This is a genomic window from Agrobacterium bohemicum (assembly GCF_002896715.1).
In the GTDB taxonomy this organism is placed as follows: Bacteria; Pseudomonadota; Alphaproteobacteria; order Rhizobiales; family Rhizobiaceae; genus Agrobacterium; species Agrobacterium bohemicum.
The window spans coordinates 409,523-427,936 of sequence record NZ_PGEL01000028.1 but is presented as its reverse complement, the minus strand read 5'-3'; the positions used below and the strand labels follow the sequence as shown (position 1 = coordinate 427,936).

Sequence of the window (18,414 nt, the reverse complement as noted above, 5' to 3'; positions counted from 1 at the left end):
TGTGAGTGATCTGAAGACCGGTCAGCAGTTCCGTTTTCCGTATGGTGGTGAAGAATCTGGACCGGTGACGATAAAGCACAGCGCGCGCAGTCGGCTTCTGATCGCAACGTGGCGAGATGGCGATCAATGCACACTTGGGTCTATGACATTCGACGGAAGAACCTGGGAATCGTTAGCGAAGCATCCGATTGGTAATTCAGATGCTTGCTATGAAGAAATTGACGAAAATATCCGCGCTTTCGAAAACAAACGAGAAATGAGCGGCACAAACGATGCGTTCGCTTCAGCAAACAAACGAGCTGACACTGAACGCCTCACAACACCGACAGATAAGGGACAGCCCCTCAACGCCGCCCCGAATGTGGGGATGACCGAATACGACAATATCAATGTCGCAGCTTTGCTGGACCTTTATGAGGGATACGACTCGATCCGTGCTTGCTTCAAAGCCAGAGAAAATCAATCTCCAATTTATTTGTCACAACAAGTGATGGAGAAAGCTGAAACAGATTTCCTGAAGGATGAGGCGGAAATTTTAAAGCGTGACCCAAGGATTGATAAGCAAGCCGTGTCTCGGAAAGCGCACGAGATGAACGCGTTGTTTACAATGGCTGTTATTCTGACGGGGATGAAAGATATGAATTATCAGCACTGGAAGGCATGCCAAAAGCTCGCATCGATTTTNCCACCCGGTATCGAAAACGCGAGACTGAAGAAGCGCGAAGTTGTTGGGCAGAAAAATACGGGCGGGGGGCTCATCGTTCCTCAAGACCCTCGCTTTAGATGAGCTTTTCAGAATGGCATCGCGGGGGGGGGNNAATTGCACGTTCTTGCCAGAGGCGACGGGATGAAACTCGCTTGCTTCCGAGATCAATATTGTGAATTTCCCCAGTCGATGTGCCAAGCGTTCTCTGGAATGTCTTTGAATACGGATGAGAGATGCGAAGTGGCACCCTCATCGTCACCTTTTCGGGTTGAAAGTCTCGACCAAACGAAAGTGTGGCGTCCGTCAATCGTACCTGTGTTGGCAAAGCTACTATGGTTTTCGAATGGCAAGGCGAGACCTTGATCGATGTGAACAACGATCTTTTGTTTGAAACTTCCAAAACCATTTGATTTCATTCGTCTTCCTAATGGTGAGATAAACTGGCGACCTCAGCTCTCGATCATAGTTGGTCACCAAAGCGGCTCCAAAACGGAAAATCGATTGACGACGCCGGGTAGAAATTGAACGGAGCATAATTTGTTCGATTATCTCTCAAGTGCCGTTCAAGTTTCAGCGAATAGCCCAAAAATTGATCGAGGTCGCAGAGGCTGTGCACCGGCTTAAAGTCTATCAATGAAATATCGGCTGTTGGATTAGTAATCTTATATCCGCCCTCTGGGGTAAGAAACCTGCGATTATTGTCTTGGAAATTCCCAAGTGTTCTTTCATGAAACAAGATGGCTCCATGAGCATGAGGATAAAGCGAATTGATGTGAAAACCATTTTCACGACTTCCTTCGATATCGAAAGCTGTGAAAGCCATTGGCTGTAGTTTTTTGTTCCGTCGCGTCACTTTCCCAGTTTTAAGGCATTGAGGTCTTAGTGTTGAAGCGTGATATCTCCCAAATGCTCGTTCAACTCTGCGCTGCCCTTCGATAATGTTGTGATAACCACCGTAATTTCTTAGCTGTACTGTAATAATGAACGAATTATCTGTAATATAATTTNGTAGTCTGTGCTCGTCTTGATTGTCTGAATTTAGTATATCGAATTTNGCTTTATGGATAATATTATCTAGAACCCATTCTTTTGTTTTATCGTTTGTCATCTTTCTCTGTTAATAGGCGATATAAATCTAATTGCGCCAATCATTGAGAGGCGCATGTGAAAGTTAAATAAAGAAAATCAAGATCGCTCTAGTGAGCGGACCCCTGATTGCCGAAANTCGGTCACTTCTTATTTAGTTGAGTTTTTCTTCTGTCGCGATTCAAACTTTACATAGAAGTGATGCCACGGAAGAATTCTATAATAACAAATTTCGTCAATATATTCAACTAAATTATTGAATAATTTGACATTTATTCTTCTTCTATTTCGAACTTGGGTCTCAGTATACGATTTCGCGAGACGCTTTGTCGGAGCATTACACGGCATAGCCCGGAGACAGACAATCCCAAACAACTGAACACCGGTCCGACATTAACAGTCCGATAAAGGTGACCTCAAGACGGATATTTACTTCAGTGACTGCGTCATTTGGGTAAACCGTAGCAAGACAATTGGATGAGACACTTTTCGCGTCTCATTAGGGTTTATTTTAGCCTTACGAGACGGTATGACTCAAACGTCTAGAACCAANTGATACAAGGGAAGTCAGATGTCGGTCATCTACGGATATGCCAGAGTGTCTTCAGTCGATCAGGATTTGACCATTCAGGAAGAGGCCCTTCGATCAGCCGGGGCAACGCTCATTCTGAAAGAGAAGAGAAGCGGCACCACAATAGAAGGCAGAGAAGAGCTTTCTAGATTGCTTGATTTCGTTCGGAAGGGTGACACCATCATCATTACCCGTATCGACCGTCTAGCCCGCTCCATTGGCGATCTGGCAGCTATCGTGAAACGTCTGGAGGAACGAGGCGTCTCGCTCAAGGCAACCGAACAGCCAATCGATACCAGCACTCCAGCCGGAAGAGCCTTCCTACAAATGCTTGGCGTCTTCGCTGAGTTTGAAACAGCTATTCGAAAGGAGCGCCAACTGGAAGGAATTGCCAAGGCAAAGAAGGAAGGCGTCTATAAGGGCAGGAAAGCCAGTGTGGATGGCGGCAAGATCAATGAGCTAGTTACCGCTGGCAAAGGCGCAACAGAGATCGCCAAGACACTCGGCATCGGCAGAGCAACTGTCTATCGGTATCTTGGCGAAAAGGGCTGAATTGATCGTGGATTGTTCAACAATAATGAAACGTCATACTTTTGGGCGATTTTTGCTGAAAATGTGGCAGGTCTCGGCTGGCGTGCGAGTAATGTGGTCAGGCGCTTAAAACAGGCTTGCCGATTCCATTGGTTTGGGTTTCGTCTCCTGCACCACCGCTACGATAATCTTATTCAACACGTCTTGAGAGATGTTGATACCACGGTCCTTCACCTCTTCGTGTACCCTGTCGATAAACCGCGATACATCAATATCGGAGGAGAGATCGAAATTTTCGAATTGCACAAGGGAACTGGCTAAGTTTTTCGCCATCGCCGCTGTTACTAGCATATCCTTGCGGTTCTGCGGTGGAGGATTGCTATTAGGGAGCCGAGAGCTCAAGCGGCTGATCTCACCCTGCAATGATTGTAATTGTTCGATGATATAGCGTTCAGAACTGACTTCCTTTGTTTCCAAGCCAGTGACCTTGAACTTGCCAAAATGACCAAGAAAAGGCGAGTAGGAAGCATCCTCTCTCTTCTTCGCGACGCTTGCTTTGATGGCGGCAGCGACCTTTTTNCCAAAGTCACGGACATCATCGAAGCGTAGATCGGCTCGATAGGATATGTGTTCGATTGGCGATGTATCAAANGAGTACGCCGTTTGATCGTCCTTGATGACGATAGTTGGTTNGTCAAATGCCAATCGTAACCCAAGTTCAAACATAACGTTGGCATTCTTGCCACTGACATCACACACGACAATTGCATCATCATAGAGGTTTTGAACAATGCGAGCGTGGATCACACCGATATCTTCGCTTTCGCTGACTAAGCGTGGCGTATAGCCAGCATTTGCAATTGCTTCATCGAGAATAATGCGAACGCGATCCCAATGAGACTTTNCATATTGCCCCATAGCGGCAATAGGCATGATGATCCCGCAAAACGGCAGCTTTGCTGGCTGATCGGCATCTTCTGTTTNCGATCTGGCAGACTTCGTGCTCATGGCTTCTTTCCTCAAAAATCACTCATCGCTAATTCGTAACGACGCGAAGAATTTGTCTTTCCTTTCTTCAGGAAGAAAAAATTGTTCCCAAAGCCAACTTTCGGTCTGACCTATGCTCTCTGCTGCATCTTGGCTCTTAATAATGGCAGTCCGATTTCCCGCTCCGTCGCTTTGATACGTCGTATGCGCATCTCTAAGTTGCTCGAGCTCATAAATGACTTGGGCGATCTCACCAAANTATTCGTGCACGTCTCTCCCAAATACGAATGACGCTTTGTGCGTCAAATCGACCATTTCTAGATATGCGTCATCGTATTTTGAAGCTTCGTGCTGTTTACCGAAGGCAATGAACTCTTCGTAGATTTTGTAGCGTTCTTGGAACAGGCTCAGTCGATAAGTCCTCTTCGCGGTCTCTTCTGCCAAGGTATGCTGTTGCTGAAGTAGCCCGCTTTGCTCGTTTATCGTTTTCAACTGCGCATCGACAACCTTCTGATTTTCAGCAAACTGATCGCGAGTATCGGTCAGCTCCTGGCGCTGTGTAAGCACGGCAGCGACGAGCCAAATGAAGGCAAGCGGTGAAAAGAAACCAGCAATGAAGTCACCAACCTCATTCAGAGAATTATTAGCTGGGTAGCGCGCGATTCTATCATAGCCAATCCACCAAAGGAAAATGCCGAGGTAGCCTGCGGTGATGACTCCTGCAAGTATGAGCCAATTGATACCGTTCCAAATCTTTTTCATGCGGTCGTCACCAATGAGTGGCTATAATCATTGCATCGTCTGATTTAAATCAGTGTCAGACTGAACAAATCTGCCTGCCATTTTCACACGAGACGGATATGAAGCCAGCAGCGGTCTTCTATTCCTTCGCCCGTTAGTCCTGTGTTCTCTTTCCATGGTTTCATACGCGACCTGCGATACAAAACTTGTCGAGTTCCATTGAGCCGTGTCGTGAAGTTCCTTTTTCGAGCGTACCGCATCCGCTAGTGAGCTTCGGGTGAACCTACTGATCACATTAAAAAATTCTTGTATATTTCGTCCGCTTACTTCACGGGGTCTCATCGAATTGTTGGCAAGTTTAGTTCGGTAAACTTCGTTAATCTGTTCCGGCGTGTCGAGCGTGTTTCCTTTCAGAAANGCAACAATCATCGGGAATATCAACGTTGTCTCAACCGGAACCTGTTCGTTCCATGTCGAGCAGATGACCGATAGCAAATCCACCGCTTTTTCAATTTGGCGTATCTCCAAACCGAATTGCATCCCGATTTCTGCAATGAATGTTGCTTCATCAATATCGAGAGAAATATCCCTTTTATCCGCAATCATAGCAGATGTGCTAATAAGATATTTTACCATTTCGATCCGGTCTGGAGCGGGGAGCATATAAGTTCGATCAAAGAACCTTGCCAGATAATGCCTGCTATCGAACTCGCTTCCGTAAACTGCTTTGATAGAATTGGCTAATTGCTTCGTATCGGTTGCGAGAATAAAAACCACGTTCTCCACTTCGAAAAGGTGCTTAATTCGCTCCAACATCTCAATGGCGTACGTTGGTCGGCAGCGGTCAAGCTCATCAACTAAAATGAAGAACGGAGGTTTGAAATCCTTGACAGTTAGTGCTTCGACCGCTTTGCCTAAACTGGTTTGAAAATTATCGAGACTGGTTTTNGCCTCATTGAATTGCGCCAGTTTTCTTTCTGCGAATTTATCGATCTTTGCATCCGTGAAATTGACAACGGCACCGGTAGCATCATCGACAATCGATTCAATGTCACCTGAGACCAATTCTTTCGCAGCCTGCACAACCTCTTCGGCTGCTTCTCCAACAACATAAGTAGCCGCGCGTTTCGCGAGGCCTCTAGCTGTCAGTAATGATAGCTTCCCAACATTGCGTCGAAATTCTTTACCGGCTGCTTTGACCTTCGTCGTAATCGTCCGGTTTGAGGATTTGAATGTGTTCAGAAAATTATCGAATTCGGCAACAACAGCCGTCAATGGGTCATCTGAAAAATCATCACGCCAAGCGTCGATCATAATCGCAGGATGACCGGCTTCTTTCAGGTCAGCAAACAGTCCCTTCATGAAGAAGGTTTTGCCTTCACCCCAAGTCGCATCAATATTCAGGACGTACGAGCCGGTCTTGCCACGCTCAATCCGTTCGGCAACACGTTGCTGTAAGAATTTGATGATGTACGCAGACTCTTCAGCCCGCCCAAGCTTGTCTTCGTTCTTGACCCAATACGACATTCTACCAACCCACTGCTTACTTTACCCAACGCAAACTAAATCACGGGTTGAGAGCGGCTTGCAATATCATTCCGAAATGGAAGTGGTCGTTTGTCGAGATATGCCCAGATAACTGCCAGCGCTGCCAACGCAATGATGGACGCAAGCACAACGGACAATACGCCTTGGGCAGAGACTTCCATTCCTAAGAATTTTATTGTGATTTTGGGCATTGGGCGCACCTTTTCATTTAAAAATCAAATAAAGGTGCTGCTGACTGCTGCGCACTGTGCTGATTTGCGATAACCGGGTCAAGACCTAGTTTGAAAGCTTTTATTAACCACCAGATTTGGTGCGTTGGACCTGTGGAGTACGGTGGAGAACTCGCATTACCGCATCCGGAGAAAAGCCAGCCCTATGATCGCCAGTGACAGAAAGAGCATTATCGATAGCGCAAACGAACCTGATCCGCTTGCTTCAAAAAACCAGATTTTCAGAGATAGTTGCTGTTCCATTTCCAAGCGTCCTTCAATGCGACAAGAGTTTCCGCCACTCTTATATTGATCGAATTCTACACATGGATACTACATATAGTATTAACAGCTTCTTGCTGTTTACATTTTTTTAACAATTTGCAAGGCTTTGAGCCACCGCATCCACAAGACGGATCAACTTCGCTTCCAGACGATGCCTAGAACAATCAGTGCGAGGATGAAGACAAAGCAAACGGACATAGCCCCGTTTGCCGAAGCTTCAAGAATGAAGAGTTTTACTGAGAGTTGATCCATGAGGGCGCACCTTTCCATTTAAAAATAAANTGAAGGTGCTGCTGCTGGCTGCTGCGCAATCTGCCGAAGACGGCATGGATCGTCAACTTACAAAACGAGAACAAAATTGGCTTGGCATCAAAAGTGGACCAATTAACCGCAAACGTCAGCTATTTNGCCTATTGAGCGTTTTCGATATCCGCCAGCTTTTCCAGAATTGTTCGACTCAGCTTACGCATTTCTGCGCTGATTGTCTTATGTTTCATGACCGGTCTCCCGTTTGATCATCAATGATATTGGGATTTTCAGCTTTTTGACGCATAAGCCAAACGCCCATGGCTTCGCTTGTCTCCAAGGCGCTTACTGTTCGTCAATAAGTTGTATTGTAAACCCCTTGAGCACAACTAGAGGGGGGNCAATGACGACACGAACGAGGCTGTATTTCGATCTACTTGATGGGGTTTGGGACGACATTAGAGGTCGGCTTTCCGGAACTTTCACGACGCAGGAATTCCAACGCCTACTTGAAGCGAGTGCTCCTGATGTGTGGGCACCATTCGTTGAAAAATGGGGTCCGGGCGGCAAAGGAAGCGGTAACTTCTATTCGCCTGCGAACGTTCTAAACAATTATCTCAAGGATAAAACGCGAAGTGGGGAGTTGCTAAACCTCCGCTTTGTGCCATCGGCGCAGGGATGGGGTGCCAGAGTAGTAAACCGATGGCAGTTCGTAGTAGCGGACGATATTCCCGCTTCAGAAGAAGACTGGGAATTCACAGAAGGTAGAAAGATTTTGAGATCCCATCTTTTTACCGAGCGAGCGGCTGGAGTGCGTAAGAAGTTACTGCGCTCACGAGGACGCGCCGGGCTATTCTGCGACATCTGTGAAACTACTGGAGAGCATCTTAGCGCAGGACTTCGGGATGCCCTGTTTGAAGCCCACCATTCAAGCGCCCCGATGTCAAACGGCGAACGGACGACCAGAAAGGATGATGTCGCGCTGTTGTGTGCTTGTTGTCACCGGCTGCTGCACCGCCTCGTGTTAGTTTCCGGAAATTGGGTGATGGTTTCCGAAGCGAAGGCGCTGCTCAAGATACAGGGGTAACGCAGTAAGAAATCTTTGATAGATATCGACAAACGGCAAAAAGCCCGTAGTTCAGGAGAGAAGCTACGGGCTTGGAGTTTGACCGTTGTTGACCGGTCGTTTCTTTCCGTAGCAATTTATCGTAATATAAATTTTCATATACTCAACTCAATGGTGACCCCGATGCCACAACTGCTTCAGACGTACACCGATGAGCCGTTGTCCCAACAACAGATGCAGTCAATCGCTGACGGCATGTTGGCGGCACAAGACTACGTATCGAAGAAGTGCGCGGGTTTGTCTGGAGAGATCGCAATCGCGTGTCGGGAAAAATTTCATCAGAGGTTCGTGCTTTGGGAAAGATTGGAAGCCTTCGGGGAAAGCGTTCTCATCCTCGCGTATTTTGCTGTACCTTTGTTGTTGGCTCTTGCCGCAGTGTATTTTTACAGAAGTTATGTCGAGAACTGGTTCGTCAACTTCGTCGCGAGCTTAATCAAGACAAGACGACAAGTCGGTGCGAAATCGGACCAAATCAAAAGCCGCATCAGAGAGAAGGCGAAGGAGTAGCGTTGTCTTGAAGAACAACTTCGTTCACGACATAGCCACGGAATGTCTTATGTCTAAATTCTTCGTAGTTGGCGGTTACGACTGCAATTTTCACAGTTGCCATATTTTTTCCTTTCAATTTAATAGTTCAAATTCGGTGATAATGCGTTTCCGAAGTCCAGCGTGAATAAGTGCGGCTTCTAAATATCCTGCTTGCTTCAATGGTTGGATTATAAGCCTGTCATACTGCTTCAAAAAGTGTTGTTGCAGGGCTATATCCATCATCAAGTCGTGGTAAGTCTTTCCTTTTAGTTNCAATTCATATCCTCTCGGATATGACTTTCTTTCATAATCTAAAGTTGGCTAGTGCCGTCACACGAAGTCATATGTTGGTTGGGGGTTGAAGTTTATTATGCGGGGAGGGCTTTCAATAAAGCGGCTGCTTTCTTCTCAAGGGTGAAGCCAGTGCCATAGCCAGCAGTCATGCCACCGTTGTGACCGACAATCGCCTTGAGAAGGCTGTCTTCAATGCCATCTGCATCTCTCAAAAGATCAAACAGCCGATGCCTGAACGAGTACGTTGTCTTGCCCGGTGCGACCGATTTGATGATCTTGTTGGCAGCGGAAGAGAGAGCTTCGGAGCCGCCTGAACGGCAGTAGCGAGGGAAACCGTTCGGATGACGCTTTGCAGCCTCTAGCGCAACCCCTACAAGCGGTATGTCGCGGTGTCTGGCACCACCGGTCTTCAACTTCTTGCGGTTCTCGTTGACGCCTATTCGAATGAATGGGATTGGAGCATCCAAAACGATGTCGTTTGCCGATGCGAGTACAATCTCCTTGGCATGAGCGCCTGTATTCTGCGCGATCTGAAGAATCGCTATCAATTCGTCGTTCGCATCGCAGTTTTGAAGGCGCTCCGTCACCGCAGCGATTTCAGTTTCCGTAAAGGGCTTGCGAGTTTCCTTGTCGCCCTCATAGTCGATGGAGGCATGTTCGAACGGGTTCGCACGATCAGGAAAGTTAGATTGGAAAACCTTTCTGACCATCGCGGACAAGAAGAGCAGCTTTTTCTTCGCGGTCTCGCTTTTGATTTCTCCACGCTTTATGCGCTCGCCTAGTTTAATGGCGTAGTCGAAAGCATGCTTTGGCTTGATGTCCAGCACGTCCATGTCACCCATGGTGTCTTTAAAATCTTGCACGGGGTTGGCATAGCGGTTCCACTTCTTGTCACGTGCCCGTTCGTCAAGGTCCAGCCATTTCGCGCCAGCCAACTTCTTGTATCGGGTCAGCATGTCGTCGAGGCTCAATTGCTCTGGAATTGCTCCCCCAACGACTGCCACATGCGCCTCATCTGGATTCTTCACCGATTCGAGTGAGGACAAAGACCTGATCAATGTTGTGAGGAGTTCAGAAGCGTTTTGCTGTTTCAGTTTTTCCGCTGGCAGGTAATCGACGCCAATGGCTTTCGCGCTTTCTTGGGCTTTCAAATACGTAAGGTCGTCGCCGCCCAATCCGATTGCTTCGATATTGGCGTGGTATTCGCTAATGTATTTGCCCGATAAANCATGCGCGACATCGCGATTGGACGTTTTCAAGCTTTNCCATATTTCTCTACCCAAACGGCTTTGATGTATTCGGGGAACACAAATGCGTAGGTAGTAAACCTTACCCCTCTGCATAAGACTACAATTTTTCTCCATATTAAATTTCCTTCATAATAGATAGCAACAGCCGGTCCCAACAGGCATCGGCGTGAATTTTGTTTTGAAAATATTTCGGGTTTGTCTCAAGGAAANCAGAAAGTATTTTTCGTTCCTTGGTGATGCCTATAAANTACTTGTCTAAACTTTACTGTCAACTAAAAATACGAAGTTTTTAGTAAATAATTTCAGACGTACATCGAAANCCGAAATATGTTTTCAAAACAACTTAGGTTAGGTGTCTGATTGGACTGGAAATATTTTGGCTGTGGTGAAGACAGCGAGGCGCGAAGGCGCGATTACTGCTGGAACGGAAAGTTCGTAGCAGTTTTCGTAGTAAAACAGGGCTAAATCTGCTGTTATTGAGCTAAGTGTTTGATTTTGTTGCATTTTATGGCGCACCCGACAGGATTCGAACCTGTGACCTTTGGAATCGGAATCCAACACTCTATCCAGCTGAGCTACGGGTGCATCCGTATGTGCGATGAATCGCATCTGGCAGCGATTGGTTCTTAGCCTAGCTTGTCTTTCGCATCAATGCGTAAAATTGAGACGCGGTTCTTCGAAGTGGCGGTTGCACAGTAATTTTAATCTAAATATCGTTTTTNCTCACTCAAGAATTGCACGATAAAAATCATCGCGTTGAAAATCCTGAGCTTTTTTGACAATTTCATCCTTTTTCGTTTGATCCGCGCCTAAATTATTTTCCTTCCCGCTTGAGATACGGATTCTTCATAAAAAGGTTGTTGAGCCAGAACACTGCTGTGCAACCAGCACTATGTTTGCGCTAACTTGAGATGACAATGATTATTCACGGGGAAAACTTTATGCCTTTGCTTTATCTATTATTAAACCTTGTTCTAATAAACGTAATTGGGTAATTTAACGATTATCACGACGAATCAACAAGGGGACGGATATGACGGTAGGTCTCGCATTCGAGCATGGCAGGGGTAAAATTACCTATGTGAAGGCCAATGACGTTCCATTGGTTTCCAAGGGTGAAATCGACTATTCGATTTTGTCCGAGGCTGTTGTTTACCGTCTCAGACGCGCTCAGCTATCGGTTGTAAGTGATTTTAACGAGAGCCTGTTCGAGTTCGGGCTCCGGCCGGCTGATTTTTCAGTATTGATCGTCGTTGCTAACAACACGGGTCTGAAGCAGAGCGATGTTGCAGAAGCGCTCGGTATTCAGCGTGCCAATTTCGTCGCCATTATCGATGGTCTGGAGGACAAGGGGCTTCTGCAAAGGCGCCGTTCCGATTCTGACCGGCGTGTCCACTATATTGAAATGACTGACGAAGGACGTTCCGTTCTGGAGGAGATTTCCGAAATATGGAAACGTCATGAAGCCAAGCTGATTGATCGTCTCGGTGGCGAAAAAGCGCGGGACCAGTTGATTGGCCTTCTTCGTCGTATTCAGGACTGAGCAGCGGCCTGTTCTGACTTCGATGCGAATGTAAAAAGGTGCGGCTCTGTCGCACCTTTTTAATTGCTTGTAGTACTCTCACATTTTCATCGCGCCGGGACCTGCCGTTGCGCCTGGCGGTACTTTGCCAAGAATGATCATGCCGAGCACTTCGTCCTTGGTAACATCCTGCGTTCTGGCATGGCCAACCACTTTGCCGTTCTTCATGACGAAAACACGGTCAGCAAGGTCGAAGACATCGTGGATGTCATGGCTGATCAGAAAAATGCCGATGCCCTCTTTCTTCAATTCCTTGACGAGATCGCCAACCTGAGCGGTTTCCTGCGGACCCAATGCCGCTGTGGGCTCATCCATGATGAGAATGCGGGCGTCGAAGAGGATAGCGCGGGCAATGGCGACCGATTGACGCTGGCCGCCGGAAAGCGCTTTCACCGGCTCCTTGAACCGCTTGAAGTTGGGGTTGAGGCGGCCCATCACTTCGCGAGCGGAGGCTTCCATGGCCACATCATCCAGCGTGCCCCAGGGGGTGCGTAACTCGCGACCCAGATAGAGATTGGCGGCAGCGTCGACATTATCTGCCACGGCCAGCGTCTGGTAGATTGTCTCGATGCCGTATTTCTTTGCATCGCGCGGATTACGAATATCGACGTCCTCACCGTTGATCAGGATTTCGCCGCCATCACGGCGATAGGCGCCCGAGAGAATCTTGATCAGTGTCGATTTGCCTGCGCCGTTGTGTCCCAGCAGCGCCACAACCTCACCAGAGTGGAGGTCGACCGAAGCGTTTTCCACCGCGTGAATGCCGCCGAAAGAGATGGAAATATTGCGCATTTCCACAAGCGGAGTGGATTGGTCCGTCATATCGGAAACTCCTCTTTTATTATTTGGCTCTGGCGCGATAAACGGTGTCCAGCCATACGGCCATGACGAGCACGATGCCGATGACGATACTCTGCAACGGCGTATCCATTCCCAGAAGCACCATGCCGGAATTGAGCGATTGCATGACGACCGCACCTAGAATGGCACCGGCGATCGTACCGGCACCACCGGCGAGCGAGGTGCCGCCGATGACGGCTGCGGCGATTGTGTACAGCTCGTCCAGAGTGCCCTGCGCATTGGTTGCGGCATTGAGGCGCGCTGTGGAGATGGCTGCCGCTACCGCGCAGAGCGCGCCCATCAGCGCGAAAATTCTAACCGTGACCCAGCGTGTCTTGATGCCGGCCAGCACCGCAGCCTCCGGATTGCCGCCAATGGCGAAGACGTACCGGCCGAAACGGGTGCGATTGGTGATGAAGTTCATGACGATTGCGATGCCAAGGGCAATCAGTACCGGTATGGCGATGCCAAGGGATATCTCGAGCCCCGCGTCCGGCCATGCCATGTTGTTGGCCTCGGCATATCTGCGTGCGAGATTGGTGGGCATGTAATAGCTGTTCAGGACCTTCACCGAACCAAGCACAAGGCCACAGCCGATCAGGCCCATAAAATACTCGGCCCAAACAGGCTTCAGGGGAAAGCCGAACCGTTTGCGTTGCCTTCGCGAATTGAGGATGGATAAANCGATCAGGACGCAGGCGATGATGCCGACGACCCAGCTTGCCGTCGCGCCTATGGAGCCATCGGCACCGCCACCCATCAGGCGGAAGCGAGTATCCATGGGTGCAACCGTTGCGCCGCTCGTTACCATCCACGCCGCTCCGCGCCAGACAAGCAGGCCACCGAGCGTGACGATGAAGGACGGCACATTCATGAAGGCGATGATGGCACCCTGAAATGCGCCGATTGCGGCACCCAGTGCAATGCCGATGCTCAAAGCCACCATCCACGACATCGGGTGATCATAGCCAAGCCAGCCGGGCAAAAAGCGTGTTTGCGTGACCGCCATGATCATGCCGACGAAACCGAGGATCGACCCGACAGAGAGGTCGATGTTGCGCGTGACGATAACAAGCACCATGCCGGTTGCCATGACGGAAACGGATGCGGCCTGGACCGAGAGATTCCAAAGGTTGCGCGATGTCAGGAATAGGCCGCCAGACAGGATTTCAAAACCGATCCAGATCGCGAATAGCGCAATCACCATGCCCAGCAGCCGGGTGTCTATTTCCGTCGCGTTCAAGAAACGGCGCAACGGGTTTCCCCGCTCTGTCTGTGCACCGGGCGACGGTGCGGCAATGGTTTGTTCCGCCATATTTCTAAAACTCCCTGAAATCCATCATGACTTGCACGTCCCGTTGACGCCGCAGGGTAAACCCTGCGACGCTTTCGGTTGAGGTCTCCTGAAATGAATGCGATTGGGCTTCACTTCGGGGGGNCTCGTTATGGCTTTATTTGCAAGCGGCGGCAGTCCCGGCCTTAACGCCCTGGCAAAGCTCGCTTTTGGTGATCCATTTGGCGTCCAGAACAACGTTCAGATTGTCCTTGGTGATAGCCTGAGGCTCCAGAAAGTATGAGCTCATTTCAATACCATTGGTGCCGCCCTTGAATTTGACGGTTCCTTCAAGCGTTTCCATCTTCGTACCCTTGGCCAGCGCAACGGCAACTTCGCCCGCCTTCTTGCCCAGCTTACGGCTGTCTTTCCACACGGAAACGGTCTGGGTGCCGAGTGCGACGCGGTTCAGTGCTGCCTTGTCACCATCCTGACCGGAGACCGGTACGGAGCCGGCAAGACCTTGCGCTTCGAGTGCCGCGACAACGCCGCCCGCCATGCCGTCATTGGACGAGACGACTGCATCGACCTTGTTGTTGTTGGCGGTTAGGAATTGCTCCATGTTCTTCTGGGCGATTTCCGGCTTCCAGCCATCGGTATAGGCTTCGCCGACATTCTTGATCTTGCCCGACGCGATGGCGTCCTTCAGCACTTCCATCTGGCCGGAAAAGACGAAGTTCGCGTTCGGGTCTGTCGAGCCGCCCTTGATGAAGACGTAATTACCGGTCGGCTTGATCTTGAAGACTTCTTTGGCCTGCAAGCGGCCGACTTCCTTGTTGTCGAAGGTGATGTAATAGGTGCTGGGGTTTTCGATCAGGCGGTCGTAACCGACGACTGGAATGCCTTCGGCATTTGCCTTCTCGATGGCCGGGCCAATCGCGCTCGAGTCCTGCGCAAGCACGATCAGTGCATTGGCGCCCTGCGCGATAAGGCTTTCAATATCGGTCAGCTGTTTTGCGGCGGATGTCTGAGCATCTGCGGAAATGTATTTGGCACCAGACGCTTGCAGCGCGTCCTTGATGGCGGCCTCATCGGTCTTCCAGCGTTCTTCCTGAAAGTTGGACCACGATACACCGACGATGAGATCGGCGGCAACGGCGACCGTGTGCAGAGAAACGAGTACGGCTGTACCCGCCAACAACTTGGCAAATGAATTCATGATGTCCTCCCGGGTAACGACGAAACGCCAAGGCACCTCCATGCCTGTACGATCGCCTGAAAACCTGTCGAGCTACGCCAAAAGCATTTTNCTCGACAGTCGAGAAATTAAATGTCAGAGAATCCTGAGGCTGTCAACAGCAGGTAGCGGTGGGTTTTACGGCTTCGGTTGCGGCGTGTACCTGCACGGTCTATGGCGGTGGAAACAGGCGGAGGAACCGGACAGCATGTCGGCCATAGCGAGCACCGAACTGGTGCGGCAACAAAACAGTCTGCGTGTGCTCACGGCATTGCGACGCCATGGTGACATTTCGCATACCGATCTGGCCGCACTGACTGGACTTGCCTCGGCAACCGTGTCTGCCATCACTGCAGAGTTGGAGCGGGTCGATCTTATCGAGCGAACCGAACAGCAGGCATCGTCGGGCAGGGGGCGTCCCCGCGTTCTGTTTCAGCCGAATCGNCGCTTTGGTTATGTCGCTGTGGTCGTCATATCGTCTGATGCAGTTCAATATTCCTTGGTAGACTTCACCGGTACACTGATGGACCGTTTTGGGGAGGGCAGGTCGGCTGCAAACGACTCTGATTTTGCCCAAGCCATTCTGGATGGATTGCTGCGTCTGGTCAGCCGCTCGAAGATTGCCCCAAGCGCGGTCCTGCACATTTCCATCAGCAGCAAAGGGTTGGTTGATCCCGCCAGCGCCACGCTGGTCTGGTCCCCTGTTCTCGGCGAGCGGCAGGTCAATTTTCGCGAGATATTATCGGCCCATTTTCGGGCGCAAATCTACCTTTATAACGAAACTCTTCTGGCAGCCGAGGCGCTGTGGGTTCGCATGCGTGCGCAAACAGGCGGAACCGGCGCATTGGCCGCCCTTTCCCTGGGCCATAGTATCGGTCTTGGTGTGGCCCGCGAAAGGGATGGGGAGCGCGCCGATGTCGTGGCACCCAATTTCGGGCACATGCTGCATATGCCGGATGGCGCGCTCTGCCGGTGCGGCGCAAANGGATGTGTCGAGGCATATTGCGGGTTCTATGGCATATTGCGCACAGCCTTTGAGGTTCCCACAAACACGATCCCTGCGAAGTTCGTCCCCATCGTCGAAGTGGAAAAGATCGCCGCTTCGGCCCGTTCGGGCAATCGCATGGCGGCGTTTGCCTTTCGGCAGGCGGGGCTGGCGCTTGGAAACGGCCTATCACGGCTTTNCAGTCTCTACGGCCATATGCCTGTTTTCGTAACGGGACCCGGCACCCGTTTTTNCGACATCCTCAGGACCAGTATCCACGATGGCATGATGCAGACGAACGCCATACGGATTGGAGGCTTGCCGGAGATCACAATCGTGCAAGATGAGCAGACTTTGGTCTTCGAAGGCCATATGGGGCTTGCATTGTCGCGCCTAGATGGAGATATCGTCATGTCTGGCATGGCAGCGCCACAGATAGTCTAGCGCTGCTGGCACGGTGCATGGAGACGATATGCTGATCATCGATACGAACCATCCGATCTACCGGCCTCTCTGGGTCAGGCTGTTGATCGTCGGCTTTTGTGCGGGTTGGGCTATTATCGAATTCGTCAATCACGAGATTTTTNGGGCAACCGTCGTGGGTGGTGTCGCGGTCTACTCGGCCTATGTCCTGCTGATCACCTTCAAGCCTCCGCAGGAAAAAGTCGAAGAGACTGCTCCCGTCCAACACGATGACGCATAGTCATCTATCGAGAAACCGTATCGCCTGATCGATCAACAGGTTTGCTGCCGTCATACGACGGTTGGCGTTGTCTCTAAATTCTGGCCTTACCGCATCTGGATGATTCGCGCGGGCGAAGCTGCGTCGCTTTTCCCCCAACGTTTCCGCAGTATCTTTTTCAGTGATTGCCAGTTCGTCCGAGACGTCGGAGAGTGATGTTCTTTCCAGATAGGCTGGCATACGTTCCGGCTCAGGTGCGGGCGCAGGTGTCGGCTCCTCCAGAAAATCGAGATAGAAATCCAGCGGGAGATTCGCAGATGAGGGGTCTTGGGTTGTCGTGTCGAAGACGATGCTTGCGCTGAAACTGTTGATGCCGAAGGCAGAGGCGGGCTCTTCTGTAGGCGGAGTATCTTCCACCTCGCGCTCGAGACGTTCCACAACCGACTGAAAAACGGACTGTCCGAACAGCATCTAAATTTNCCTGTTGATGGGGTAGTCGATCACATGAGCGTGGCGCCTGGCTTGCGCGCCAGAGCGGTTCACGGCTTTAATTCCACGTCAGATTGAGGCTTTCCTCCAGCACAAGATCATAAAGCAGTTGCGCGCTGGGCGGCAATGCGCGGTCCTTTGTGACGATCAGGCTATAGGGTTTGACGTTGAGTTCGAACTCCGTGGGAAGAATTCGGATGTCGCCCATCGGCGAATGCTGGCCCGAAACGAACTGCGCCATTTCCAAGGCGATGGGCGCTATCGCGTTGGTTTGCGTCACGATTGCCAGCGTCAGAACGATTGATGGCGTGTTGATGATGTTGCGTGGCAAAGCGACGCCCTGTGCCAGGAAGACGTCTTCCATTGTTCGCCGCAGCAGCGCGCCGGGCGGCTGAAATACCCAGTCATATTGCGACAAATCCTCCAGTTGTGCGTGCGCGGCCTGCAAAAGCGGATGGTCCTTCCTCACCAGAAGACAGGCGCGCTCTATGCCGATTTCATGTGCGTTGAACAGGGCGGGATCGATATCGTCGGGTATGCGACCGATGACGAAATCATGTCGGGCGGCCAGCAGTTCCCGGGCCAGAATGTTGCTGGTCTCAACCTGCACATTGACCTCGATGCCCGGATAGGTATCCATCGCCTTGCGAAGTGCTGGCACCACCAGGCTGATCGCTGGCGCGGTAACGGAGCCGATAAACACCGATCCGCCGCTGCCGGATTTCATTTGCGCCAGTTCTCGGCTGGCTTCCCGCAACTCGAGAAGAATTTTTTTNGCACGTTTTGCAAGCGCCTCACCGAACTGCGTCAGCACTACACCACGGGATGCGCGCTGGCATAAGGGGCTCTTAACAATGGCCTCCATTTCAGACAACATACGTGATGCGGCAGGTTGGGTCATGTTGAGCGCAGCTGCCGCAGCGCTTACCTGGCCGTGTTCTTCAATGGTCACAAGCATACGCAAATGCGACATTTTCAGCCCGGCACGCAACAGTGGGTTGTCTTCGGTCAACGATAAAAATTCGAAACTATTCGTTCCATTTCGTTCCATAAAGCACCGTCCTTACCGGATTAAAAAATGGTTTAGGGATTTATATCGATTTAATATATCAAAAATGATATAGGAAAAGTCTTATATTGTATTTGACAGTTATATGGATTCAGAACAGTTTGCGCCGGTATCGAGGAGGAGAGGTGAAAGATCGGATTGTGTTTGCA

13 protein-coding genes and 1 tRNA gene are annotated in these 18,414 nt (G+C 50.2%); 5 read left to right on the top strand and 9 right to left on the bottom strand.

The genetic code is table 11. The annotated features are described in order from the left end of the window. Positions 1 to 870: 870 nt before the first annotated feature. A complete protein-coding gene (locus CUC55_RS20655) occupies positions 871 to 1,122 on the bottom strand; it encodes a hypothetical protein (protein WP_067644668.1) in 252 nt (83 codons plus the stop codon). Positions 1,123 to 2,363: 1,241 nt separating this feature from the next. On the opposite strand from CUC55_RS20655, the gene CUC55_RS20645 reads away from it, so the two are divergent. Further along, positions 2,364 to 2,915, top strand: coding sequence for a recombinase family protein (locus tag CUC55_RS20645; RefSeq protein WP_067644674.1), 552 nt, complete (start codon positions 2,364 to 2,366; stop codon positions 2,913 to 2,915). A 1,755-nt stretch (positions 2,916 to 4,670) separates the two neighbouring features. On the opposite strand, the gene CUC55_RS20630 is transcribed toward CUC55_RS20645, so the two are convergent. Continuing rightward, positions 4,671 to 6,149, bottom strand: a complete 1,479-nt coding sequence (locus CUC55_RS20630; protein ID WP_067644684.1) for a KAP family P-loop NTPase fold protein — start codon at positions 6,147 to 6,149, stop codon at positions 4,671 to 4,673. Between the two features lie 1,164 nt (positions 6,150 to 7,313). Between CUC55_RS20630 and CUC55_RS20625 the strand changes: the two genes are divergently transcribed. Further along, on the top strand, positions 7,314 to 7,997 hold the full coding sequence (locus CUC55_RS20625; RefSeq protein WP_067644686.1) for an HNH endonuclease: 684 nt from the start codon (positions 7,314 to 7,316) through the stop codon (positions 7,995 to 7,997). A gap of 162 nt (positions 7,998 to 8,159) precedes the next feature. Continuing rightward, positions 8,160 to 8,543: a hypothetical protein gene (locus tag CUC55_RS20620; protein ID WP_157940988.1), complete on the top strand. Its 384-nt coding sequence runs from the start codon at positions 8,160 to 8,162 to the stop codon at positions 8,541 to 8,543. 389 nt (positions 8,544 to 8,932) lie between these two features. On the opposite strand, the gene CUC55_RS23430 is transcribed toward CUC55_RS20620, so the two are convergent. Together CUC55_RS23430 and CUC55_RS20610 are read right to left on the bottom strand one after the other, a co-directional pair. Beyond that, the gene (locus CUC55_RS23430) at positions 8,933 to 10,201 is read right to left on the bottom strand and encodes a DUF6538 domain-containing protein (protein WP_342587820.1); all 1,269 of its coding nucleotides are present in this window, start codon (positions 10,199 to 10,201) and stop codon (positions 8,933 to 8,935) included. Between the two features lie 415 nt (positions 10,202 to 10,616). Beyond that, positions 10,617 to 10,693: transfer RNA gene (locus CUC55_RS20610), tRNA-Arg, on the bottom strand. A 448-nt stretch (positions 10,694 to 11,141) separates the two neighbouring features. Between CUC55_RS20610 and CUC55_RS20605 the strand changes: the two genes are divergently transcribed. After that, positions 11,142 to 11,651 carry a MarR family winged helix-turn-helix transcriptional regulator gene (locus CUC55_RS20605; protein WP_082760150.1) on the top strand — a complete coding sequence of 170 codons (510 nt, stop codon included), beginning with the start codon at positions 11,142 to 11,144 and terminating at the stop codon, positions 11,649 to 11,651. A gap of 78 nt (positions 11,652 to 11,729) precedes the next feature. Here the strand turns inward: CUC55_RS20605 and CUC55_RS20600 are convergent, their stop codons facing one another. The 3 genes from CUC55_RS20600 to xylF form a co-directional block, all read right to left on the bottom strand. Next, complete coding sequence (locus CUC55_RS20600) at positions 11,730 to 12,512, bottom strand: ATP-binding cassette domain-containing protein (protein WP_067644695.1); 783 nt, start codon at positions 12,510 to 12,512, stop codon at positions 11,730 to 11,732. A 19-nt stretch (positions 12,513 to 12,531) separates the two neighbouring features. Further along, positions 12,532 to 13,845, bottom strand: coding sequence for a sugar ABC transporter permease (locus tag CUC55_RS20595; protein ID WP_103088996.1), 1,314 nt, complete (start codon positions 13,843 to 13,845; stop codon positions 12,532 to 12,534). Positions 13,846 to 13,981: 136 nt separating this feature from the next. Next, positions 13,982 to 15,022, bottom strand: coding sequence for a D-xylose ABC transporter substrate-binding protein (gene xylF, locus CUC55_RS20590; RefSeq protein WP_067644701.1), 1,041 nt, complete (start codon positions 15,020 to 15,022; stop codon positions 13,982 to 13,984). 226 nt (positions 15,023 to 15,248) lie between these two features. Here xylF and CUC55_RS20585 point away from each other — a divergent pair, with 226 nt between their 5' ends. Then, complete coding sequence (locus CUC55_RS20585; RefSeq protein ID WP_103088995.1) at positions 15,249 to 16,469, top strand: ROK family transcriptional regulator; 1,221 nt, start codon at positions 15,249 to 15,251, stop codon at positions 16,467 to 16,469. 259 nt (positions 16,470 to 16,728) lie between these two features. Here CUC55_RS20585 and CUC55_RS20575 read toward each other — a convergent pair whose 3' ends face one another. Both CUC55_RS20575 and CUC55_RS20570 read right to left on the bottom strand, forming a co-directional pair. Then, positions 16,729 to 17,178 carry a hypothetical protein gene (locus CUC55_RS20575; RefSeq protein WP_067644709.1) on the bottom strand — a complete coding sequence of 150 codons (450 nt, stop codon included), beginning with the start codon at positions 17,176 to 17,178 and terminating at the stop codon, positions 16,729 to 16,731. Positions 17,179 to 17,254: 76 nt separating this feature from the next. Next, positions 17,255 to 18,247, bottom strand: coding sequence for a LysR family transcriptional regulator (locus CUC55_RS20570; protein ID WP_067644712.1), 993 nt, complete (start codon positions 18,245 to 18,247; stop codon positions 17,255 to 17,257). Between the last annotated feature and the right edge of the window lie 167 nt (positions 18,248 to 18,414).